Annotated in this window: 19 protein-coding genes; 7 read left to right on the forward strand and 12 right to left on the reverse strand. The window is 65.7% G+C overall.

Annotation, left to right across the window (positions count from 1 at the left end; all coding sequences use genetic code 11):
* The 4 genes from BMY06_RS20530 to BMY06_RS20545 form a co-directional block, all read right to left on the reverse strand.
* On the reverse strand, positions 1 to 724 hold a 724-nt coding region (locus BMY06_RS20530; RefSeq protein ID WP_143064429.1), incomplete at its 3' end, for an NAD(P)/FAD-dependent oxidoreductase.
* A gap of 64 nt (positions 725 to 788) precedes the next feature.
* On the reverse strand, positions 789 to 2,579 hold the full coding sequence (locus BMY06_RS20535) for an acyl-CoA dehydrogenase (RefSeq protein ID WP_074984873.1): 1,791 nt from the start codon (positions 2,577 to 2,579) through the stop codon (positions 789 to 791).
* A gap of 223 nt (positions 2,580 to 2,802) precedes the next feature.
* The gene (locus BMY06_RS20540; protein WP_065063566.1) at positions 2,803 to 3,807 is read right to left on the reverse strand and encodes an AraC family transcriptional regulator; all 1,005 of its coding nucleotides are present in this window, start codon (positions 3,805 to 3,807) and stop codon (positions 2,803 to 2,805) included.
* A gap of 344 nt (positions 3,808 to 4,151) precedes the next feature.
* Positions 4,152 to 4,406, reverse strand: coding sequence for a hypothetical protein (locus BMY06_RS20545; RefSeq protein ID WP_074984875.1), 255 nt, complete (start codon positions 4,404 to 4,406; stop codon positions 4,152 to 4,154).
* Between the two features lie 49 nt (positions 4,407 to 4,455).
* Between BMY06_RS20545 and BMY06_RS20550 the strand changes: the two genes are divergently transcribed.
* Positions 4,456 to 4,725, forward strand: a complete 270-nt coding sequence (locus tag BMY06_RS20550) for a hypothetical protein (protein ID WP_074984877.1) — start codon at positions 4,456 to 4,458, stop codon at positions 4,723 to 4,725.
* A 38-nt stretch (positions 4,726 to 4,763) separates the two neighbouring features.
* Here BMY06_RS20550 and BMY06_RS20555 read toward each other — a convergent pair whose 3' ends face one another.
* From BMY06_RS20555 to otnI, 3 genes are all read right to left on the reverse strand, one after another.
* On the reverse strand, positions 4,764 to 5,669 hold the full coding sequence (locus tag BMY06_RS20555) for an SMP-30/gluconolactonase/LRE family protein (RefSeq protein WP_074984879.1): 906 nt from the start codon (positions 5,667 to 5,669) through the stop codon (positions 4,764 to 4,766).
* Positions 5,670 to 5,712: 43 nt separating this feature from the next.
* A complete protein-coding gene (gene denD, locus BMY06_RS20560; RefSeq protein WP_074984881.1) occupies positions 5,713 to 6,711 on the reverse strand; it encodes a D-erythronate dehydrogenase in 999 nt (332 codons plus the stop codon).
* 110 nt (positions 6,712 to 6,821) lie between these two features.
* Positions 6,822 to 7,607: a 2-oxo-tetronate isomerase gene (gene otnI, locus BMY06_RS20565; RefSeq protein ID WP_074984882.1), complete on the reverse strand. Its 786-nt coding sequence runs from the start codon at positions 7,605 to 7,607 to the stop codon at positions 6,822 to 6,824.
* Between the two features lie 509 nt (positions 7,608 to 8,116).
* Here otnI and BMY06_RS20570 point away from each other — a divergent pair.
* Positions 8,117 to 9,394: a serine hydrolase gene (locus BMY06_RS20570; RefSeq protein WP_244144315.1), complete on the forward strand. Its 1,278-nt coding sequence runs from the start codon at positions 8,117 to 8,119 to the stop codon at positions 9,392 to 9,394.
* Positions 9,395 to 9,455: 61 nt separating this feature from the next.
* Here the strand turns inward: BMY06_RS20570 and BMY06_RS20575 are convergent, their stop codons facing one another.
* Positions 9,456 to 10,538: a lactonase family protein gene (locus BMY06_RS20575; RefSeq protein ID WP_074984884.1), complete on the reverse strand. Its 1,083-nt coding sequence runs from the start codon at positions 10,536 to 10,538 to the stop codon at positions 9,456 to 9,458.
* Positions 10,539 to 10,844: 306 nt separating this feature from the next.
* Between BMY06_RS20575 and BMY06_RS20580 the strand changes: the two genes are divergently transcribed.
* Positions 10,845 to 12,254: an MFS transporter gene (locus BMY06_RS20580; RefSeq protein ID WP_074984886.1), complete on the forward strand. Its 1,410-nt coding sequence runs from the start codon at positions 10,845 to 10,847 to the stop codon at positions 12,252 to 12,254.
* A gap of 32 nt (positions 12,255 to 12,286) precedes the next feature.
* Here BMY06_RS20580 and BMY06_RS20585 read toward each other — a convergent pair whose 3' ends face one another.
* The gene (locus BMY06_RS20585) at positions 12,287 to 12,709 is read right to left on the reverse strand and encodes a VOC family protein (RefSeq protein WP_065063551.1); all 423 of its coding nucleotides are present in this window, start codon (positions 12,707 to 12,709) and stop codon (positions 12,287 to 12,289) included.
* Positions 12,710 to 13,161: 452 nt separating this feature from the next.
* Between BMY06_RS20585 and BMY06_RS20590 the strand changes: the two genes are divergently transcribed.
* The 4 genes from BMY06_RS20590 to BMY06_RS20605 all read left to right on the forward strand — a co-directional run bounded on the left by BMY06_RS20590 (position 13,162) and on the right by BMY06_RS20605 (position 18,118).
* Entirely contained in the window at positions 13,162 to 14,424 is a 1,263-nt protein-coding gene (locus tag BMY06_RS20590; protein ID WP_065063549.1) for an ROK family transcriptional regulator, read from the forward strand.
* Positions 14,411 to 15,964, forward strand: a complete 1,554-nt coding sequence (locus BMY06_RS20595; RefSeq protein ID WP_065063547.1) for a sugar ABC transporter ATP-binding protein — start codon at positions 14,411 to 14,413, stop codon at positions 15,962 to 15,964. The genes BMY06_RS20590 and BMY06_RS20595 overlap by 14 nt, the downstream gene beginning before the upstream one ends.
* Before the next feature lie 56 nt (positions 15,965 to 16,020).
* On the forward strand, positions 16,021 to 17,055 hold the full coding sequence (locus BMY06_RS20600; RefSeq protein WP_065063545.1) for an ABC transporter permease subunit: 1,035 nt from the start codon (positions 16,021 to 16,023) through the stop codon (positions 17,053 to 17,055).
* Between the two features lie 103 nt (positions 17,056 to 17,158).
* On the forward strand, positions 17,159 to 18,118 hold the full coding sequence (locus tag BMY06_RS20605) for an ABC transporter substrate-binding protein (RefSeq protein WP_065063543.1): 960 nt from the start codon (positions 17,159 to 17,161) through the stop codon (positions 18,116 to 18,118).
* A gap of 88 nt (positions 18,119 to 18,206) precedes the next feature.
* Here the strand turns inward: BMY06_RS20605 and BMY06_RS20610 are convergent, their stop codons facing one another.
* The 3 genes from BMY06_RS20610 to BMY06_RS20620 all read right to left on the reverse strand — a co-directional run bounded on the left by BMY06_RS20610 (position 18,207) and on the right by BMY06_RS20620 (position 23,216).
* Entirely contained in the window at positions 18,207 to 19,880 is a 1,674-nt protein-coding gene (locus tag BMY06_RS20610) for an EAL domain-containing protein (RefSeq protein WP_124263336.1), read from the reverse strand.
* A gap of 138 nt (positions 19,881 to 20,018) precedes the next feature.
* Positions 20,019 to 21,872 carry a sensor domain-containing diguanylate cyclase gene (locus tag BMY06_RS20615; RefSeq protein ID WP_074984890.1) on the reverse strand — a complete coding sequence of 618 codons (1,854 nt, stop codon included), beginning with the start codon at positions 21,870 to 21,872 and terminating at the stop codon, positions 20,019 to 20,021.
* Positions 21,873 to 22,088: 216 nt separating this feature from the next.
* Positions 22,089 to 23,216, reverse strand: coding sequence for a transporter (locus BMY06_RS20620; protein WP_065063540.1), 1,128 nt, complete (start codon positions 23,214 to 23,216; stop codon positions 22,089 to 22,091).
* Positions 23,217 to 23,463 lie beyond the last annotated feature (247 nt).

The raw sequence follows: 23,463 nt of genomic DNA on the forward strand, positions 1-23,463 counted from the left end.
TCACGAGACCCGGCTGATGCTTCGCGGGATCGATTTCCCACAGTTCCTTGATGCCGATGCCGTAGACCTGCGGATCGGCGTCCTTGCCCAGCTTGAGTTTCTCGTTCAGTTGACGGCCCAGATGCCCGCGCGCGCCTTCGCAAAACAGCGTGTATTTCGCGTGCAGTTCCATGCCGAGCTGGAAATTCTCGGTGGGCTCGCCATCCTTGCCGATGCCCATGTTGCCCGTCGCGACGCCCTTGACCGAACCGTCCTCGTTATAGAGCACTTCGGCGGCCGGGAAACCCGGGAAAATCTCGACGCCCAGCGCCTCGGCCTGCTGACCCAGCCAGCGCGTCACGTTCGCGAGGCTGATGACGTAATTGCCGTGATTCTTGAAGTTGTCCGGCAGCGCCCAGTTCGGCACAGCCTTAGCCCCGGTTTCGGAAAGAAAAAGGAACTTGTCCTCGGTCACGGGCACGTTCAGCGGCGCGCCTTGCGCTTTCCAGTCGGGAAAGAGTTCGTCGATTGCGCGCGGATCCATGACCGCGCCCGAGAGGATATGCGCCCCGATTTCCGAGCCTTTTTCCAGGACGCATACGCCGATTTCGACGCCTTTTTCCGCTGCGAGCTGCTTCAGGCGGATGGCCGCGGACAGCCCGGCCGGGCCGCCGCCGACGACCACGACGTCGTATTCCATCGACTCGCGTGGGCCGTATTGGGCGACCAGTTCATTCGCATTCATGCTGTGTCTCGTGTGTTTTCTTTTTTCATCATGCCCGCATTACATCCGCTTGCGACGACCGGTTTCAGAACTGATCCTCGGCGAGCGCGAGCACGCCTTCGCCGCCTTGCGCGCCCACAATCGCCGTGGCGAGACCGCCCGCCTGCGAAAGCACGTGCTCGGCATAGAAGTGCGCCATCGCGATCTTCGCACCGTAAAACGCGGGGTCTTCGTCATGCTTGCGTTGCGCCGCGAGCAGCCCGCGCGCGAGTTGCCAGCCGCACAACACGATGCCCGCGAGTTTCAGATACGGCACGCTGCCCACGAACACGGCGTTCGGATCGCGCTTCACATTCTGTACCACGAAATCCACCACCTGCGCGAGCGCGTTCGCACCCTGCTGAAGTTGCGCGCGCATCGAAACCGCCGCCGCGCCGCTTGCACTGCCGAGCGCTTCCACCGTCTGCGCGACCTCGTCGAGCAGCGCCTTCGCCACCGCACCGCCGTCGCGCGTCGTCTTGCGACCGATCAGGTCGTTCGCCTGGATCGCCGTGGTGCCTTCGTAAATCGCGAGAATACGCGCGTCGCGATAATGCTGCGCCGCGCCCGTCTCTTCGATGAAGCCCATACCGCCATGCACCTGCACGCCGAGACTCGTGACGTCGTTGGCCATTTCGGTGCTCCAGCCCTTCACGATCGGCACGAGGAATTCGTAAATGGCCTGGTGACGCGCGCGCACCGCTTCGTCGGCGTGACGATGGGCGATGTCGCAATGCGCCGCCGCCACGTACGCGAGCGAGCGTGCGCCTTCGGTGAGCGAGCGCATCGTGGCCAGCATGCGGCGCACGTCCGGGTGATGAATGATCGTGACGGATTCTTTCGCCGAACCGTCGACGGGGCGGCTCTGCACGCGGTCCTTCGCATACGCGAGCGCCTGCTGATACGCGCGCTCGGCAATCGCGATGCCCTGCGTGCCCACGCCGAAGCGCGCCGCATTCATCATCACGAACATGTATTCGAGGCCGCGATTTTCCTCGCCGACCAGATAGCCGGTCGCGCCGCCGTTGTCGCCGTATTGCAGCACCGCCGTGGGGCTCGCCTTGATGCCCAGCTTGTGCTCGATCGACACGCAGTGCACGTCGTTGCGCGCGCCGAGCGAACCGTCTTCATTGACGAGGAACTTCGGCACGATGAACAGCGAAATACCCTTCACGCCCTCGGGCGCGTTCGGCACGCGCGCCAGCACGAGATGCATGAGGTTCTCGGCCATGTCGTGCTCGCCCCACGTGATGAAGATCTTCGTGCCGAAGACCTTGTACGAGCCGTCCGACTGCGGCTCGGCGCGCGAGCGCACCAGCGCGAGGTCGGATCCCGCCTGCGGCTCGGTGAGGTTCATCGTGCCGGTCCACTCGCCCGAGATGAGCTTCGGCACATAGCGCTGCTTCTGGTCCTCGCTGCCCGCCGTAAGCAGCGCTTCGATCGCGCCGTCGGTCAGCAGCGGGCACAGCGCGAACGACAGGTTCGCCGCGTTGAGCATTTCGTTGCACGGCGTGCCGATCAGCTTGGGCAAGCCCTGGCCGCCGTATTCGGACGGATGTTGCAAACCTTGCCAACCGCCCTCGGCAAACTGGCGGAACGCATCCTTGAAACCGGGCGTGGCGGTCACTTCGCCGTCGTGCCAGCTGCTGGGATTGCGGTCGCCTTCGACATTCAGCGGCGCGAGCACTTCCGCGCACAGCTTCGCGGCCTCTTCGAGCACGGCCTGCGCAGTGTCGAAACCGGCCTCTTCGTAGCCCGGCAGTTCGGCGATAGTGTCGATGCCGGCGAGCTCTTTCAGCACGAACAGCATGTCCTTGACGGGGGCGTTAAAGCTCATGGCAAACCTTTCGATCACACGTTGAATGAGAAAGACCGTGACGGCTGGGCGCAATGCCCGGCGCGGCCGGTCATGTTCATCAAATCGTAGCCTCAAAGGCGCGGGCGGGGACTGTCCGATCCGGCCCATCTAGTGACAAATCTGGCCACGGCGTGACGCAGCGCACCATGCGCGGCAAGGCACCCAGGGTCAACCCGAAGCAATATTCGTGTGAAATCGGGGCTCAGGCGCGCCCGCGATAGGTGCCCGGCGTGCTGCCGGTCCAGTGGCGAAACGCGCGATGGAACGCGCTCGGGTCGTCGAAACCGATATCGGCGCCGATGGCCGCAATGGTGTCCTGCGTGTCGGTCAGACGCTGGATTGCGATATCGCGCCGCAATTCGTCCTTGAGCGCCTGAAACGCGGTGTCTTCGGCGGCGAGGCGGCGGCACAAGGTCCGCACCGAGCAATGCAGATGCTCGGACGCCGCCTCGATCGTCGGCAGATCCGGCAGCGTGCTGGCGAGATACTGACGCACCTGATGGCTGACCAGTTGCTCGCTGAACGATTCAAAGATCCAGTCGCCCGGCGAGCGCGCGAGAAATTGACGCAGATTGCGCTTGCTCTGACGAATCGGCATGTCGAGATACGCCGCGCTGAAACGCAGCAGCGGCGCTTCGCAACCGAAGCGCACCGGCCCCGAAAAGAAGTAGCGATGATCGGCGGCGTGCGGTTGGCGCGCACATGCGAGTTCCACTTGCAGCAGCGGGATTTTCTGGCCGATGAGCCAGGACGACACGCCATGCGCGAGCTTGAGCATCAGTTCCTGGCCGAGCGGGCCAATCGGTCCGAACGCAGGATGCGGACGCAGTTCGACCTGCGCGACGAGTTCGCTGCGGCGCGACTCGACGCGGAAATCGTCGAGCACGATATGGAAGAACTGGCCGAAGCGGTGCAGCGCCGTTTCCAGATTGCGCGCGTCGAGCAGGCTCAGGCAGAGGAACTTGAGCGTGCCGCTGCGAAACGGGCGGCTGAAAATGCCGGGCATTTCATCGTCGAGTTCGATTGCGAGCATGCGATAGAGCGTCGAAAACTGCTCCTCGGTCACGCGCGCGCCGGGTTCGTCGAGCAATTCCTCCGGAATGCCGGCCTGCTGCAGATAGCGCTCGACCACGTCCGGCCGCGCGCGGGCGGCGGCGAGAAAACCCAGGACGAGTGAGATCGGGACGGTGGAGCCGGGTAATTGCATGCCTGGTCGATCTGGCGGCGGCGCCGGAGCGGAATCGTTTCGGAGCGTTCGAACGGTGAATGCGCACGCGGCGGCGCGCGGAATCGATTTTACCTGTTGGCGATGCGTTTGCGCCGTGCTTGCGCCCTGATTGCGGCAGGTTTGCCGCGATTCGGCGGGCGTCGGGCGACGCTGAACGGGCGGGCAGCGTCAGGCCGTGTAAGGCGAGCCAGGGCGACTCCCCCTAAAGAATCGGCCGTGCGCTGCCGTTATCCCAAACAGGGGCTTCATCTGCGCGTTTTGCGGACGATGCCCGGACCGCTTCGCCGCACCGCTCAACGTCGAGGACACGCCTCCATGCAGATTCAGCCCACCAGTTCCGCCACCTCGGCCATCGCCACGACCGCCAGCGGCGCCAGCGCGAACACGTCGAATACGTCGAATACGTCGAACGGCAATAACAGCGCCACTTCGTCGAACGCTTCGAGCGACACATCATCGTCGAGCAGCACGTCGAGCACGACGTCGACGACTTCGACTTCGAAAAGCGGCGGCGGAGGTGGAGGCGGCGGTGGCGGCGGTTCGTCATCGTCGAGTTCAAGCAGCACCACGACGGCCATCGATCAGCTCAAGGCGCTGATCAAGGCGCTCGAATCGCAGCTCGCCTCGTTGCCGAAGAATGGCGGTTCGGCGCAGGCGACGAGCAGTACGACCAACGCCAGCGATGCGAACAACAACGCGAATGCCGATTCGAACAACAGCACGACCGGCGCATCGCAATCCACGAGCACCGGCGGCTCCGCCAAATCGGGCCAGGATGCGACGCTCAGCGCGGCCAACCAGCTCGAAGCCGCGATCCAGACGGCGCAAGCCGAACTGGTTCAGTTGATGCTCGCGAGCGGCCAGAGCACGGGCGGCCTGATCTCCACGACAGCCTGATCGCAGGCACGCACGATCTACAGGCGTGCGCGCCAGGTTCAGCGCGCCGCGCCGCGCACGCCCATGAACAGCGCGTACACCGACGACGTCGCCGTCACAAAAAGCCGGTTGCGATTGAGCCCGCCGAACGTGAGGTTCGACACCACTTCCGGCAGCAGGATCTTGCCGAGCAATTCGCCTTGCGGCGAATAGCAATGCACGCCGTCCTCGGCACTGGTCCAGACATTGCCCTGCTCGTCGACGCGAAAGCCATCGGGCACGCCGTTCTGAATCGAAACGAACACGCGCGAATTCGACAACGCGCCGTCGCGCACATCGAATACGCGGATATGGCGCGGGCCGCCCTCCACGTGCGAGGCGCCCGAATCGGCGATATAGAGCAGCGATTCGTCCGGTGAAAACGCGAGCCCGTTGGGCTTGACGAAATCGTCGGTCACACGCCGCGCCTCGCTCGCGCCGGTTTCGAGCGCATAGACGTGACAGCCGCCGATTTCGCCTTCCGCGCGAAAGCCCTCGTAATCGCTCATGATTCCGTAGTCGGGGTCGCTGAACCAGATCGTGCCGCGCGAATCGACGATCACGTCATTCGGCGAGTTGAAACGGCGGCCCTGATAATGCGACGCGAGCACCACCACGCTGCCGTCGTGTTCGGTGCGCGAAATACAGCGCCGTCCGTGCTCGCAGGTCACGAGGCGGCCTTCGTTGTCGCGCGTATTGCCGTTGCTGAAATTCGCGTTGGCGCGAAACACGCCGACACCCGCACCGGGCGCCCAGCGCATCATGCGATTGTTCGGAATGTCGCTCCAGAGCAGCTGATCGGCGGCCGGAAAATACACCGGCCCCTCGTTCCAGAGACAATCGCCCGCGATCTTCTGCAACGGTGCGTTCGCCTGAATCAGCCAGCGAAAGCGCGCATCATGGATTTCATACTCGTTCTTGTTCATTCGTCATCCTGACTGATCGCGCGCTTTCGATCGCGTTGCGCGTCTAGTGATGCCCGTGATCGCGTTTGGGCAGTATGTGCAACTCGTCTTCCAGATAAGTCTGCACGATCGCGCGGAACGTGGTCTCGCCGCTGAAGCCCAGCTTTTTGGCGTGGCGCACGTTCCAGCTCGACGGCCAGCTGCTGACGATGCGCTCGATCGTCTCGTCCGGCGCCCATTCGATACGGGCCACAGCCTTCGGCCCGGCGAACTGGCTCAGCGTTTCGACCATTTCGTCGACGGTCACGCACACGCCCGGCAGATTCACCACACGCGTATGACCGAGCGCCGCCGCGTCGATTTCCGCGCCCACCACGATGTTTTCGATCGCGATACGCGGCGACAGCAGCCACACGCGCGTCGCGCCGCTCACCGGCACCACGCTGATCTCGCGATTGAGCGGCTCGCGAATGATGCCGCTCGCAAACGACGACGCCGCGCCGTTCGGCTTGCCCGGCCGCACGCTGACCGTGGGCAGACGCAGCACGCGCCCGTCGACGAAACCGCGCCGCGAATAATCGCTCAGCAGCAGTTCGGCCATCGCTTTCTGCGTGCCGTACGACGACTGCGGATTGAGCGCGGTATCGTCCTGCACCTCTTCGGGAATGTCGCCGCCATAGACCGCCACCGAACTCGTGAACACGAGGCGCGGCGCATGGCCGCGCGCGCGGCACACTTCGAGCAATTCGCGCGTGGCGTCGAAATTGATGCGCATGCCGAGCTCGAACGCCGCCTCGGCCTCCGCGCTCAGAATCGCGGCGAGGTGGAAGATCACGGCCGTCTCGCCGTCGATCACGCGGTCCAGCACGGCGCGCTCCGCAATATCGCCTTCCTCGATGCGCACGCGCGGATCGTCGGGGCCTTCTGCGCGCGTCACGTCGAGCAGCACGATTTCGTCGATGCGCTGCTGCACGCCGCCAATCTTCAACGACTCGCGCGCAAGCAGTTCGCCTGCGAGTCGTTGGCCGAGAAATCCTGCACCGCCGGTAATCAGCACTTTCATAGTCGAACGCTCCGTTCAAGCCTGATGGAATGCACCGCGTACCGCGCACGCACGAACGACTGCCTCAGGCGCGCGCCTTCATCGCACTTTCACCGTGTTTCATCGCGGTTTCATCGCGGTTTCATATAAGGCCGGATCCAGCCGAGCCCGTCCGACGCTTTCGCGCGCGGCCAGTACTCGCAACCGATCCAGCCGGTATAGCCCAGTTCGTCGATGAGCGAAAAGAGCCACGGATAATTGATTTCCCCGCTATCGGGCTCGTGCCGCTCGGGCACGCCCGCCACCTGAATATGCCCGATCCGCGCGATATCGCGCTTGAGCTTGACCGCGAGGTCGCCCTCCGTGATCTGGCAGTGATAGCAATCGAACTGCACCTGCAGATTGGCCGCGCCGATTTCGGCACAGATCGCGTGCGCGTCGTCCTGACGATTGAGCAGATAGCCCGGCATGTCGCGCGTGTTGATCGGCTCGATCAGAATCGTGATGCCTTCGCCGCGCGCGGCCTGCGCCGCGTAGTCGAGATGCTTCAGATACAGCTCGCGCTGCTGCGCACGCGTGTCTTCGGAAGCGACGATGCCCGCCATCACATGCAGCTTGCGATTGCCGAGCACGCGCGCGTAATCGAGCGCCTTGTCGATACCGCGGCGGAATTCGTCCTCGCGGCCAGGCAGCGCGGCGAGACCGCGTTCGCCTGCGGCCCAGTCGCCGGGCGGCGCGTTGAAAAGCGCCTGCGCGAGGCCGTTTTCTTCGAGCCGCGCCTTCACTTCGGCGGCGGGATGGTCGTACGGAAACAGATATTCCACGGCATCGAACCCATCGTGCGCGGCGGCGGCGAAGCGGTCGAGAAACGCGTGCTCGTTGTACATCATCGTGAGATTCGCGGCGAAGCGAGGCATCTAGACACTCCGGTAACGGATGCGGGCGCAATCCAGCATGCTAGCGAGATTGGCGACGCCAGTGAAGTCCTCGACGCAATGGCTGGGCGAATGCACGGGCAAGGAAGCGGGGGCGGGAGTGTGGGCGTTCATGAGGCTGCGTGGCCCGTCACGCTCGACGCGGCAGCGACGACTGCGCAGCCGCAGCGCATGAGCGGGAGCATCGGCATGTCCTGGCCCATCATACAAATCGGTGCGCGAACGCAGCCATTCGCGATAACCCTGAGACCGGTAACATGCGTGCGAACAACGTGACCGATCACGCATTTTCCGGCGCATCATGCGCCCATTTGCAGCGATTTCGCCGGAAAAACAGCAAGAATGCGCGCGGCGAGGTGTTCTACCTGTACCATTGAGTCTCGCGCGCGGCGATACGCCTCGCATCGCGCTGCTGCTATCCAGCCGTTTCCCGGTGCTTCATCGCGCCTCTTCGCCCTCTTTCGAACTACCCGCCTCAACTTCTTCTGCCGGTGATTTCCCTTTCTCGACTTCCGCTCCTCGTTTCCGCCCTCCTGCTCGCCGGCCTGACGGCCACGGCGAGTTTCGCCGCAACGACGCCTCGGCATCGCGCCGATCCGCATGTCCACGCGGCCGCCAAGAAGAAGAAAATCACCCGCAAGCCGCGTTCGGCGCAGCGCACCGTGCCCGCGCTCGCCGCGGCGAAAACGCCTGATGCGAAGCGCCGCGGAAAGCGCGCGAAAACGAAGCCGTTGCCGCACGGGCATGCCGCTCACCGTTCGATCGCGCAAAGCAAGTCGCACGTCAAGCCGCATGCGAAGGTGCACGCGAAGCCGCACGTTAAGGCGCATCCGAAAGCCCACGTGAAAGCGCCGGCCAAACGTCACCACGCGAAACCGCCCGTCACGACCGCGCAAGCCGAGTCGCCGAATTTCGCGCCGACAATCATTCCGTACGTCGCGCCGCAAACGAGCGTGTCGACCACCGCATCGGCCACCGAGGGTCCGCATCTGCTCGCGCGCTGCGGCTACACGCCGGCTTCACGCAAGCGGCTTTTCTCGCGCTCGGTGTTCATCGTCGACGAACAGACGCACACGCCGCTGTTCGCGCGTAACGCCGACGCCGTCGTGCCCATCGCCTCGGTGTCGAAGCTGATGACGGCCGTGGTCTGGCTCGACCAGAATCACGCGCCGCTCGCGCGCCGCATCGACGTGACCGACGCCGATCTCGACACGCTCAAGTTCACGCATTCGCGACTTACCGTCGGGTCGAGCCTCACGCGCGCGAACATGCTGCATATCGCGCTGATGTCGTCGGAGAACCGCGCGGCGTCGGCGCTGTCGCGCGACTATCCGGGCGGCCAGCCCGCCTTCGTCGACGCAATGAACGCGAAGGCCGCGAGCCTCGGCATGCCGCACACGCACTTCGTCAACGCCACGGGACTCTCGCCGCAGAACGTCTCGACGGCGCGCGAACTCGCGCGGCTCGTGCGCGCGGCCAACGGCTATCCGCTGATCCGCCGCTATTCCACCGATCATCAGGAACGCGTGCCCACGGGACGCGGGCAGCTTCAATATGTGAACAGCAACCGCCTCGTGCGCTACAACCGCGTGCAGGCGAGCTTGCAGAAAACCGGCTTCATCAACGAGTCGGGCCACAACATGGTCATGCGCATGATGGTGCACGGCCGCCGCCCGGTGATCGTCACGATGCTCGGCAGCGCGAGCGCCGATGGCTCGCGTCTCGACGGCGAGCGCATCCATCACTGGCTCAACTGTTCGCTGCGTTAAAGGCGAACCCGCGCGTCCGCGTGCGTGAGAACCCACGCGGACGCGCCGTGCCGAACCGGCGTTACTCGTTCGACCCGGTGTAACGCACCACTTCCACCCAGTTCGCGCCCTTGCCCACGGGCACCTGCCCCGTTTCTTCGAGCGCGCCCGTTTTCGCATCGATGCGATACACGCTCATCTGCGTCGACAACTGGCCGACCGCGAACAGCCAGCGCCCCGACGGATCGATATTGAAGCCGCGCGGCTGCTTCTGCGTGGCATAGGTGCCGATGCGCGCGAGCTTGCCGGTCGCGCGATCGACGCGATAGGCGCCCAGCGTGCTCGACGTGCGCTCCGACGTGTAGAGAAATTGCCCGTCGGGCGTCAGGTGCAGATCCGCGCCCCACGGCTTGTCGCCATGAAAATCGGCGGGCAGGATCGAGACGGTCTGGATCGGCTTGACCGTATCGTGCGCGCGGTCGAACGCGAGCACGTGCAGTTTGCCGTCGAGTTCGTCGATCAGATAGACGAAGCGGCTGTCCGACGAAAACACGAAATGGCGCGGCCCCGACTTCTCGGGCAGCGCATACGCGGGCGCGGCGTCCTCGGTCAATTGACCGGTCGTGGCGTCGAAACGCAGGCGCAGCCACGCGTCGGAACCGAGCACGGACGCAAACGCGTAACGGTTGTCCGCCGACGTGCGGATCGCGTGCGCCATCGGCCCGGTCTTGATCGTCTGCTGCACCTCGCCCGCCACGCCGTTCTCGCCGATGCGGTTCACCGCAAGCTGGTTGCCGCCATACGAGGCCGACAGCAGATAGCGGCCGGTCGCGTCGGTCGAGAGATAGGCCATGCTTTCGGCGAGCGGCGCGCGGCCGAGTTCGGCGAGCCGCCCGTCGAGCGGATTGATCGCGAAGCTCACCACGCGATACGGCTGCGAGCGCAGACCGGCGTACAGACGGCGATGATCGGGCGACAGCGTCATCGGCATGACCGTGCCGCCGACCGGCACCGTCTCGACGGCGGCGAGCGTGCCCGCGCTTTCGTCGACGCGAAACACCGAGATGTTCTGGCTATCCGCATTCGACACATAAACAAAGGTCGCCGCGTGCGCCGCCACCGCGCCCGCGACGCCCAGCACCGCGCCCATCACTGCCTGCGCCATTTTCTTCCTGTTCAAATTCGCCTCCCCGGGCTGTTGTAGTCGGGGGCGCCACTGTTAACATCATCACCGCGGCGCCCGTCATGTTGTCGAACAACTTGGCGAACAATTCCACAAGCGCGCGCCCCGCTCAATACCACGTTTACCCTGAATTCAGCCGAAACATGCGCCGAGACGATTGCTCCGCCGCCGTAAGACATTGTAGGATGCCTTCTGACAAGTCGGCTCGATGTCTGACAACTCGCGCCGCTCGGAGACATTACGCGGAGACGCTCGCCCGTTCCCCCGCGCACGAACCAAGGTGAACCCATGCCGTTGAGCCGTACCGCCAACCCGGCCGCCAGCGCAGCCGATGCCGCGAGCCGCACGAAAGTCCGCTACGTCATCCTTGCGCTGATCTTCGTCATCACCACCCTCAACTACGCGGATCGCGCGACGCTCTCGGTCACCGGTTCGGCGATGCGCGCGGAGTTCGGCTTCGACGCCATCCGCATGGGCTACATCTTCTCGGCGTTCAGCTGGGCCTACGTGCTCTCGCAACTGCCCGCGGGCTGGATTCTCGACCGCTTCGGCGCGCGCCGCGTCTACGCCACCAGCATCTTCCTGTGGTCGCTGTTCACGCTGCTGCAAAGCGCGATCGGCGTGCTCGGCAGTACGGCGGCGGCCGTCGCGGCGCTGTTCGCGCTGCGTTTCGTGATGGGCGCGGCGGAAGCGCCCGCGTTCCCGGCCAACGCGAAAGTGGTGGCGAGCTGGTTCCCCACCCAGGAACGCGGCACGGCGTCGGCAATCTTCAATTCGGCGCAGTATTTCGCGGCCGTCGTCTTCACGCCGCTGATGGCGTGGGTCACGCACGCCTATGGCTGGCACCACGTCTATCTGATGATGGGCGTGGCCGGGCTGCTGCTCGCCTTCGTCTGGCTCAAGGTCATGAAGAATCCGGCGAACCATCCGGGCGTGAATCCGCAGGAGCTGGAGTACATCGAACAAGGCGGCGGCCTCGTGAACGGCCATCTGCGCAAGTCGCGCGCTGCGGGTCATGCCGGTCAAGCCGGTCAAGCCGGTCAAGCCGGTCAAGCGGGGCAGACGCCGGCGGCGGGCAACGGCTGGCGCATCATGCGTCAGTTGCTGTCGAACCGCATGCTGCTGGGCGTGTATCTCGCGCAGTACTGCATCAACGTCATCACCTACTTTTTCCTGACGTGGTTCCCGATCTACCTCGTGCAGGCGCGCGGCATGACGATCCTGCAAGCGGGCCTCGTGGCGTCGCTGCCGGCGGTCTGCGGCTTTCTCGGCGGGGTGCTGGGCGGCGTGATTTCCGACTCGCTGATTCGCGCGGGCTGTTCGCTCACGCTGGCGCGCAAGGCGCCGATCGTGGGCGGCATGGCGCTGTCGGCGTGCATCGTCGGCTGCAATTATGTGCAGAGCGACTGGCTCGTGGTGCTGCTGATGTCGCTCGCGTTTTTCGGCAAGGGCATCGGCGCGCTCGGCTGGGCCGTGGTCGCCGATACCGCGCCGAAGGAAGCCATCGGCCTCTCGGGCTCGATCTTCAACATGTTCGGCAACGTGGCCGGCATCGTCACGCCGATCGTGATCGGCTACCTCGTGGCGAAAACCGGCTCGTTCGACGGCGCGCTGGCCTTCGTCGGCGTGAACGCCGTGATCACCGTGATCAGCTACCTCGTGATCGTGAAGGAAATCAAGCGGGTCGAGCTGGTCTGAACCCGCCTGCGGCGCGCTTTATCCGCCGCCGGTCACGCGCCGTGCGCGCCCTTCTCCACCATCTCGGGCGACATCCACATCAACTCCCAGATGTGGCCGTCGAGGTCTTCGAAGCTGCGGCCGTACATCGCGTCGCCGTAGTCCGTGGGCGGACGCTTCGACGTGCCGCCCGCCGCGAGCGCTTTCTCCGTGAGCGCATTGACCTCCTCGCGCGACTCGCATGAGACACAGACCAGCACTTCGGTCTGCTCGCGCGCGTCGACGAGCGGTTTGTCGGTGAAGCCGCGCATGAAGTCGGGCGTCAGCAGCATGGCGAAGATGTTTTCGCCAATGACCATGCAGGCGGCCTGCTCGTTGGTGAATTTCGGCTCGAACGTAAAGCCGACCTGAGCGAAAAAGTCCATCGAGCGCTTCAAGTCGCGCACGCCCAGATTGACGAAGATGTGCTTGTGCATAGGCGTTTCCCTGGCGGATTTATTTCGACGACGACGCGTTCGCTGCAACGTCGATTTCGCGGCAACGACGCAATCTAGCGCGGAATCGCGTCCGGCTCAATCGGTCGATGTGCGGGGCATCCTTTATTCATCGCGTCGCTGGTCGCGCATGAAAACCGGCGCATGCGATCGTCTCCCTTTCTTTTCAATCACCCTGCATCGCAACGCGCCCGGCGCACGAAGATGACAGCGGACGGATAATCGGTTTCGACCAGGCGCACGCGAACCGCCGCCGGCCTGCGTCGGCGTTGCGCCGAGCCCATGACAAGCCCCATGCCCACCCCGCGCCGGGATTTCCCCAGGCTGACACGGGGCAAAATCCGGCATTAAATAAATCAACTTGATTTATTTAGTCGCCGACGAACGCCGCACACCGTCCGGTCGACACGCATCGAGAGCTACGGAGGAGACGCGTGAGAAGTCCGCATGTCGGTCAAGGCAGCAATTCGGCCAATGTCCGCCGCTTCAACGAGCGTCTGCTGCTGCAAGCGCTGCGGCGCGCCGGCGAGGCGTCGAAGGCCGACCTCGCGCGCCTCGCGAACCTCACCAGCACGGCGGTGGGCAGCATCATCACGTCGCTGATCGACAATGGTCTGATCGAAATGAGCGGCCGTCGCCTCGACGGCGGACGCGGCCAGCCCGCCTCGCTGCTGCGCCTGTCGCCGCGCGGCGCATTCGCCATCGGCGTGCGTCTGGACCGGACCAACATCGAAACCGTGCTCGTCGATTTCGCGGGCCGGATGATCGGCCGCCGCTCGCATGACATGCTGCTGCCGCAACCCGCGCTCGCGCAGGAAATCGTGCAGCGCGACATCGGCGAACTGTCGGGACTGCTCGACAAGGACGAGCGCCGCCGCCTCGCGGGCATCGGCGTGGCGCAGCCGTACAACCTCGGCAGCTGGCTGCGCGAACTGGGCCTGCCCGCCGATACCTTCAGCGTCTGGAGCGACGTCGATTTCGCCGCTGAACTGGGCCGTGCGACCGGCCTGCCCGTGTTCAGCGAAAACGACGGCAACGCCGCCGCCATCGCCGAAATCTTCTACGGTTGCGGACGTCAGCGCGACGATTTCCTCTATCTGTTTCTCGGCCCGGCGATCGGCGGCGGCGTCGCCATCGACGGCGATTGCGTGCGCGGCCTGACCGGCAACGCGGGCGATTTCGCGGTGATGCCGGTGCCGCCCGGCAACCTGCCTTCGGCGCACAAGCCCGACGGCAAATGGGACATCCTGCTCTCGCGCGCGTCGCTGATCGCGCTGCGCCGCCATCTGCAATATTGCGGCGAGACCGTCGACAGCCGCGCCGATCTCGAAGCCTGCATCGCGCGCCGGCATCCGGCGGTCGAGGAATGGCTCGACGATTGCATCGACGCGCTCGCGCCCGCGCTGCGCGCCGCGCTCTGCGTGCTCGACGTGCCCGCCGTGGTGCTCGACGCCGACGTGGACGCGGGCCTCATCGACACGCTCATGCAGCGCCTGCGCGTGGCCGTGGCCGCCACCGCCCCCGAGGCGCGCGGCACGCCCGCGCTGGTGCGCGGCACCTTCGGCCCCGACGCGGGCGCGCTCGGCGCGGCCACGCTGCCGATGTTCTTCAACTTTTCGCCGCGTGCGGGCATCCTGATGGGCGCCGGCGCACAAACCAACGTACAAGCGCAGGAGGAGAGCCATGTCGAGCTCTGAGACGACGCCGCCGCTGCTGGAAATGCGGGGCATCAGCAAGACCTTTCCCGGTGTGCGCGCGCTCGACAACGTGCGCCTCTCGGTCTGGCCCGGCGAAGTGCATTCGCTGATGGGCGAGAACGGCGCGGGCAAGTCCACGCTCATGAAGATTCTCTCGGGCGCGTATCAGGCCGATCCCGGCGGCGAGATTCTCATCGAAGGCAAGCCGGTGACGATCGACGGGCCGCTCGCCGCGCGCGAACTCGGCGTGGCCGTGATCTATCAGGAACTGAGCCTCGCGCCGAATCTGTCGGTGGCCGAAAATATCTACGCGGGCCGCGAATTGCGGCGCGGCAACTCGCGCTTCGGCATGGTCGATCGCGCGGCGATGGAGCGCGGCTGCGAAGACGTGCTGCAACGCCTCGGCGCCACCTTCGGCCCGACCACGCTGGTCGGCTCGCTCTCGATCGCCGAACGCCAGCTCGTGGAAATCGCGCGCGCCGTGCATACCGAAGCGCGCATCATCGTGATGGACGAGCCCACCACGCCGCTCTCCTCGCGCGAAACCGAACGCCTCTTCAAGCTGATCCTGCAACTGCGCGAAGACGGTCTCGCGATCATCTACATCAGCCATCGCATGGCCGAAATCTACGAGCTGTCCGATCGTGTTTCGGTGCTCCGCGACGGCAGCTACGTCGGCACGCTGATGCGCGACGCGCTGAGCGCCGAAAGCCTCGTCAGCATGATGGTGGGCCGCGATATTTCGGGCTTCTACAAAAAGGCGCACGCGCCCTACGATCCGGGCAAGGTCGTGCTCACCGTGCGCGACGTCGCCGACGACAAGCGCGTGCGCGGTTGCAGCCTCGATCTGCATGCGGGCGAAGTGCTCGGCATTGCGGGGCTCGTGGGCGCGGGCCGCACGGAACTCGCGCGCCTGATCTTCGGCGCGGAACCGCGCGTGCGCGGCGAGATCTCGATCGACGGCAAAACGCTGCACGTCCACACGCCGCGCGACGCGATCAACGCGGGCCTCGTCTATCTGACCGAAGACCGCAAGCATCAAGGCCTCTTTCTCGACATGAGCGTGCGCGACAACATCAACGTGTCCGTGGCGGGCCGCGACGCGCGCTTCGGCGTGCTCGATCTCGCGCGCGGCTCGGCGCGCGCGAAGGAGTCGATCCGCGCGCTGACGATACGCGTGCCGAGCCCGCGCGTGAACGTGGGCGCGCTCTCGGGCGGCAATCAGCAGAAGGTGCTGCTGTCACGTCTGCTCGAAACGAAACCGCGCGTGCTGATCCTCGATGAACCGACGCGCGGCGTGGACATCGGCGCGAAGTCGGAGATCTACCGCATCATCAACGACCTCGCCAAAACCGGCGTGGGCATCATCGTGATTTCGAGCGAGCTGCCCGAAATCATCGGCGTGGCCGATCGCGTGCTCGTCATGCGCGAAGGCCTGTTCGCCGGAGAACTGGGCGGCTACACCGGCAGACCCATCGGCCAGGAAGCCATCATCGAACTCGCCACCGGCTCGCAGGGCGCGCTGGACGAAGCCGCGTAAGCGCCGCGCCCGACGCGCATCGCCCCGTCAAAAGAGATATTGAGGAGCACGACATCATGAAAAGCATTCTTCCCCGCCATGCGGCCGAGGCCACGCCTGCCCAGGGCGCGCAATCCACGCGCGGCCAGACCGTCGACGGCCATCGCGCGCGCATGAAGTCGATCATGCGCACGGCGGGCATGCTGCCCGTGCTGGTGCTGCTGTGCATCGGCTTCGGCCTGCTCACCGACGGCTTTTTCTCGCTCGAAAATCTGTCGATCGTCACGCAGCAGGCGTCGATCAACATCGTGCTCGCGGCCGGCATGACCTTCGTGATTCTCACGGGCGGCATCGATCTTTCGGTGGGCTCGATTCTGGCCGCGTCCGCCGTGGCCGCGATGCTCGGCTCGACCATCGTCGGCTGGGGCTGGCTGGGTATTCCGGCCGCGCTCGGCGTGGGTCTCGGCTTCGGTCTCATCAACGGCGCGCTGATTTCGCTGCTGCGCCTGCCGCCCTTCATCGTCACGCTCGGCTCGCTCACGGCCGTGCGCGGCGTGGCGCGTCTGATGGGCCACGACACCACCATCTTCAATCCGCAGCTCTCGTTCGCCTTCATCGGCAACGGCACGGTGTTCGGCGTGCCCTGGCTCGTGATCATCGCGCTCGTCGTGGTGGCCGCGTCGTGGTTCGTGCTGCGCCGCACGGTGCTCGGCCTGCATATCTATTCGGTGGGCGGCAACCCGGAAGCGGCGCGTCTCTCGGGCATCAAGGTGTGGGCGATCGAGATGTTCGTCTACGCGGCCTCGGGCCTGCTCGCCGGGCTCGGCGCGGTGATGTCGGCGGCGCGCCTCTACGCTGCCAACGGCCTGCAACTCGGCCAGTCGTACGAACTCGACGCCATCGCCGCGGTGATTCTCGGCGGCACGAGCTTCGTGGGCGGCGTGGGCTCGATCGTCGGCACGCTGATCGGCGCGCTCATCATCGCGGTGCTGTCGAACGGCCTCGTGCTGCTCGGCGTCTCGGACATCTGGCAATACATCATCAAGGGCCTCGTGATCGTCGGCGCCGTGGCGCTCGACCGCTATCGCCAGCGCGGTTCGGCCCGCACCTGATTCCTCGCTTTCCCTTGCAGCACGCATCACATTGACACAGCACGTTGATACATCACACCAACACGACACACGACATAACTCGAAGGCACCCTCAGGAGACATCATGCTGAAAAAGAAAACCGCCGTTGCCGTCGCCGTTCGCACCGTTGCCGCCCTCGCCCTGGGCTGCGCCCTGCAGGGCGCGCACGCCGCCGACAAGCAGTTGAAGTCGATCGGCATCACCGTGGGTTCGCTGGGCAATCCGTACTTCGTGACCATCGTGCAAGGCGCGGAAGCGAAGGCCAAACAGATCAATCCGAACGCGAAGGTCACGGCCGTGTCCGCCGACTACGATCTGAACAAGCAGTTCACGCAGATCGACAACTTCATCTCGGCGCATGTCGACATGATCCTGCTGAACGCCTCCGATCCGAAAGCCATCGAGCCCGCCGTGCGCAAGGCGCGCGCGGCCGGCATCGTGGTGCTGGCCGTGGACGTGAGCGCCGCGGGCGCCGACGCCACCGTGCAGACCGACAACGTGAAGGCCGGCGCGATCTCCTGCGAATACCTCGCGAAGAAGATCAACGGCAAGGGCAACGTCATTATCGAAAACGGCCCGCAGGTCTCGGCGGTGATCGACCGCGTGAACGGCTGCAAGCAGGTGCTCGCGAAGTCGCCGGGCATCAAGATTCTCTCCGACGATCAGGACGGCAAAGGCTCGCGCGAAGGCGGCATGAACACGATGCAGGGCTACCTCACGCGCTTTCCGAAGCTCGACGGCGTATTCACCATCAACGATCCGCAGGCGATCGGCAGCGACCTGGCCGCCAAGCAACTGCACCGCAGCAATATCGTGATCACCTCGGTGGACGGCGCGCCCGACATCGAAGCCGCGCTCAAGGGCGACACGCTCGTGCAGGCGTCCGCGAGCCAGGACCCGTGGAAAATGGCGCAAACCGCCGTGCAGGTCGGCTACGACATCATGAACGGCAAGAAGCCCGCCAATCCGATGATCCAGATGACGCCCGCGCTCATCACGCGCGACAACGTCGGCAGCTACAAGGGCTGGACTTCGCCGCACTGATTCTTGCGCTGAGGCTTGAAGACAAACGGGCGGCCGATCAGGGCCGCCCGTTTTTTTGCATCGATCGAAAGCCGCTGAGGTCGCCGGATTACGTTGCTTCGCGCGCTGCCGCCACAACCGGGGCGGGAAACGGCGCCATGCCCGGCCCGCGATACCAGCGCCCGAAATCGTCGGCGGGCATCGGCTTCGCGTAGAAGAAGCCCTGAATCCAGTTCGTGCCGCGCGCGCACAGATAATCGAATTGCGCCTGCGAAGCCACGCCTTCCGCCACGAGTTTCGCATCGAGACTGTGCGCGAGACCGATGATGCTGTCGAGCACCACGGCGCTGCGCTCCTGCGCATCGATGGTCAGCACGAAGCCGCGATCGATCTTCAGGATATCGAACGGAAATTTCTCCAGATACGAGAGTGAGCAAAAGCCCGTTCCGAAGTCGTCGATGGCCACGCGCACGCCGTCGCGGCGCAGCGCCACGAGATTGCGCTGCGCCACGTCGGTATTGCGCACCAGCGAACGTTCGGTGATTTCCAGCACCACCTCGATGCCGCGTCCGCCAATGCTGCGCGTGAAGTTGCGCACGTCGGGCAGCAGCGCCTCGCTCGACAGATGTTCGGGCGCGAAGTTGATGCCGAGGTGAAAACCCGGCAACGTCGCCCATTTCATGACGTCCTGGGCAATCAGCGTGAGCAGATGCTGCGTGAGCGGCACGATCACGTGCTCTTCTTCGGCAGCCTGAATGAACTCGTCCGGACGCACCGTGCCGATGCCGGGCCGCACCCAGCGCAGCAGCGCTTCCGCGCCCTCGCAGCGCCCGCTCGCCACGCCGAACAGCGGCTGATATTCGACATGAAATTCGCCCGCGCGGATCGCGCGCAGCAGTTGCTCGCGGCGCGACCGGCGGCTTTGCTGCACGCGATACACGAGCCAGACCAGCAGCGCGGCGAGCAGCGCCGTCCACGGCAGATAGCGAAACAACAGCACACGCCATGTGGCGTTCAGCCGTTCGGGCAAGCCTTGCAGACGCAGTTCGATCACGCTGCCGTCGAGCGTGCGGCGCACGTCGGCGAGCAGCGGCGCGGATTCCATCGGGCTGTCGCCGCCCGCCTCGTCGCGCGCGGGGTCGCCGCCAGCGGGAATTTCGTGCAGCGCGGGCCCGGTGCCCACGCGCAGCGTCGCCTGCCGGAACTCGTTATGCGGCGCGGCAGCGTGCAGCAGATCGAGCAGATACTGCGAGTCCACCGCCGCGACCACGTTGCGGCCGCCGATGGCGCGCACGGCCACCAGCAGCGCGGGCCGGTTCGCGACAAGCGGCGTGCCCGGGACGATCATCAGCCAGTCGCCGCGCGGCGTGCGCACGTTGCCGTTGAGGAAGGTCTCGACCGCGATCGACTGATTGCCGGTCGCCGACGAGCAGGCGACGTGATCGCTGTCGAGAATATTGAGCGTGCGCACATAGGGCTGCGTCGCGGCGGCGAGCGAGAGTTCGCGCGACAGCGTCTCGCACGGCGCGCCCGCATGCGGCGCGACCGAGCGCGCGGCGTCGCGCGCCTGCTCGACGATCGCCATCACCTGATTGACGACGAAGTTCGAGGCCAGCGCGGCCTCGCTGCGCCCGATGCGCACGGCTTCGTAGCGCGTCAGCAGCACGCAGAGCACGAGCGGCACGCCGGCGGCGAGCGCGATCACCAGCCCGCGCGCGGCCAGGTTCGCGAGCCGCGCGAGCATGCCGGGTGCATCGGAAGAACGGGGTGACTGAAACGGCACAGGTTTCTCCGTCGCGACGCGCGCGCGAAATGGCGTGAGCCTTGCCGGAACGTTACACCAAGGGACAGAATGAGGAGCGCACACTGCTCCGCAGCCGGGAGACGCGCATGTTCACGGCGATGCCCGAAAACCGCGCGCTCAGGCGCACTCGATGCGGTTGCGGCCGCCCTTCTTGGCGCGATAGAGCGCCACGTCGCTGCGCGAGAGCGCGGCTTCGGCGGCGCTGTCGTCGGCGCTCATCTGCGTGATGCCGATGCTCACGGCGAGCGTGACCGGCCCGGCGACGCTGAGCAGCGGGTCGACGGCGATGCGGTCCTGAATGCGGCGCGCCACGCGGCACGCGCCTTCCACGTCGGCGCCGTCGAGCAGAATGGCGAACTCCTCGCCGCCGATGCGGCCCGCCACGTCGCCCGCGCGCAGATGCGTGCGCAGGATTTCGGCGAAGTGGCGCAGCGCGTCGTCGCCGACCGCGTGGCCGAAGCGGTCGTTGATCGACTTGAAATGATCGAGGTCGCACATCATGACCGCCGCCACGTTGCCGATGCCGCCGAGTCCCTTCATGCCGACCATGCCCGTCACGCCGGCCGCGCTCGCCACGCGGCGCAGCAGCGCGAGCTTCGCTTCCACGCGCGCCATGAAATGACGCCGGTTCGCGAGCCGCGTGAGGCCGTCGGTGGTCGCGAACTCCTGCAACTCGGCTTCGATGCGCTTGCGCTCGGTGACGTCGGTGATAAAGCCGTGCCACACGGTCGCGCCATCGGCGAGACGGCGCGGCTTCGCATCGCCCTGACGCCAGCGCAAGCCCTGCTGCGGCAGACACACGCGATATTCGAGGTGCCACGGCGCGAGCACGGCCGCCGACGCCGCGAACGACGCGCGATACGCATCCAGATCCTCGGGATGCACGAGCGCCTCGATGCCGCTCGCGTCGGCCGCGACCTGCGCGGGCGTCAGTTCGTAAATCTCCGCGATCCCCGCACTCGCATACGGAAACGACACATGGCCGTCGCGCGCCTGATGGCACTGGAACACGAGGCCCGGCACTTCATTCGTCAGATTGGTGACGAGATTCACCGACTCGCGCAGACGCTCGGCCATTTCGCGCATCGAGGTGATATCGGTCGTGGTGCCGATCATGCGCAGCGCGCGCCCGTCCGCGTCGCGCGCCGTCACCTTGCCGCGGCTGCAGATCCACTTGTAGCTGCCGTCTTTACAGCGGATGCGGTGCTCGACTTCGTAGTGCGCGGTGCGGCCTTCGAAGTGCGCCTGCATGGTCGCTTTCACGTAATCGCGGTCGTCGGGATGCAGGCGCAGGAGGCTGTCTTCTACGCGGCTCGTCACTTCGTCGTCCTCGTAGCCGAGCATCGCTTTCCAGCCGGTGGAATAGCGGATCTCGCCCGTGACGACGTCGCGATCCCAGATGCCCGTGCCGCTGCCCGCGATCGCCAGCGCCAGCAGACGCTCGCGCGCACGCAACGCTTCGACTTCGTCGTGCGCCGGCGGCGCCTGCACCGCGAGCGTGGCGATCACGCGCGCGAAATCGTCGAGGCTCGCGCGCTCGGCGGCGTTCAGCTCGCGCGGCGCGTGATCGATCAGGTAGAGCGTGCCGGGCGAGTCGCCGTTCGCGCCCGCCAGCGGCCAGGCGGCGACGAAGCGAAATGGCAGCGCGCTCGCGCGATTCAGACAGGCCTGCCAGGCCGGATCGCCCGCCACGTCGCTGACGACGATCGGTTCGCTCGCGAACGCGCCCGTTTGCGCGCCGCCCAGGCGTTCGGCGCGCTGCAGTTCGAGCAGCGCGTCGCGCAACGGTGCATCGACGCCCTCGCCCAGCCACGCTCCCGCGTGCGCGTCGTCACGCATGTGGCCCGGCAGCACGCAGGCGGAAGCCACGTTGAAGTGGCGCGCGATCACGCGCATCAAGGCGTCGAGCGGGGCCTCGCGGGCGACTTCATGAAGGGCTTCATGAGCAGGCGGCAACGCGCCATCGTCCATGCCGCGCACGCGTGCGCCGCCGCTTTTGGAGGCAGCGGGGGCAGTCGCGGATTCGACGGATGGCGGAGGGACGGCCATAGCGTTAGCACACAGGCTGGAGGGGTGGAAAGGGTCAAAACGGCGCGGGGCCGACGGTTCGAGCGCGTAGTATAAGGCCTCAAATAAAGGCCTCAATTTTCGCCGCCAGTCCGCGCGTGCGCGTTATGGCACGCGCGCCTAGCTGTCGCCGCGGCGGCGGAACACCCACCAGCCGAGCAGCGCCGTGAAGCTCGCCACCACCAGCACCATCAGCCAGAAGCCGTGCCGGTTCTCGGCGAGCGGAATGCCGCCCACGTTCATGCCGAAAAAACCCGCGACGATATTGATCGGCAAGGCGAGCACGGTCACCAGCGTGAGCGTGAAGAGCGTGCGGTTGTTCTGCTCTTCGAGACGCGCGGCGATCTCTTCCTGCAGGAGCTTGATGCGCTCGACCAGCCCCGCCATGTCGCCGAGCACGAGCGAGAATTCTTCGGTCGCCTCGCGCAGATCCTGCACGTCGGGCGATTGCAGCCAGCGCGGCGGACGCGCGAGCAGACGGAAGATCGAGCCGGGTTCGGGCGCGAGCATGCGCTGCAATCGTACGAGGATACGGCGCATGGCGGCCAGTTCGTGGCGGCTTTTCGAGCGGCGCGAGGCGAGGAACTGATCTTCGGCGCGATCCACGTCGATGCTCGTGCGGCGCACGATTTCCACCATCAGGTCGGCCTGATCGCGCATCAGATGAATCAGCAGTTCGGCGGGCGAGCGGAACGTCTCGCCATTGCGCACGTCGCCGCGCAAACGGTCGATCGAGCGCAGCGGCTTCATGCGCGCCGTCACCAGCAGGCGTTCGTGCGTATAGGACCAGAGCGTGGCGATCTGCGAAGGCGTCAGCTCGAAATCGAACATCACGTCGTTGACGACCGCGAACAGCGCGCCGTCCATGTGTTCGATACGCGTGGAATGCGAGCCTTCGACGAGCATTTCGAAAAAGCCGTCGGGCAAATCCAGATGCGAGCGCATCCACGAGGCGCTCGCGGCATGCGCGAGATTGAAGTGCAGCCAGTAGAAGGCGCCGTCGTCGGCCGGACTGGGCTCGGGCTGCACAGGCGCGCAATCCGGCGTGGCGAGATCCGCATTCTGGCGCGCGGCGGCAGCAAGCGCCGCTTCGGCGGCCTCGGCGGCCAGGGCGCGCGCATGCTGAAGCCCGCGCAGCACTTCCTCGCCGCTGACGGGCTGGCCCGGCTGGCCAGGCGTGAAGCGGAATCCGCATATCAGGCCCGACATGTCGGCGCCATAAGTTGCAATGGACGAAGCGAGATCCATGGTCGTGTGGCCGTTTGATCGCCGCAAGCATGCCACACGGGTGCTTTCGCGGGCAAGCTTGCACGCGCTCAAAGACACAAAACCGTCATATTGCGCCGATGTCCCGCCCAAACTCCGAGGCGCGTTCCGCCGAGTTTGCCGACCGCCCCGCTTACATCGCTACACGAAGATACACACGCGAACGGAATAGCACGGCGCGCCATGCGTTCATCTCCATGCAGGCCGACATGAATCCAGCACGATCGAT

Source organism: Paraburkholderia tropica (genome assembly GCF_900109265.1).
In the GTDB taxonomy this organism is placed as follows: Bacteria; Pseudomonadota; Gammaproteobacteria; order Burkholderiales; family Burkholderiaceae; genus Paraburkholderia; species Paraburkholderia tropica.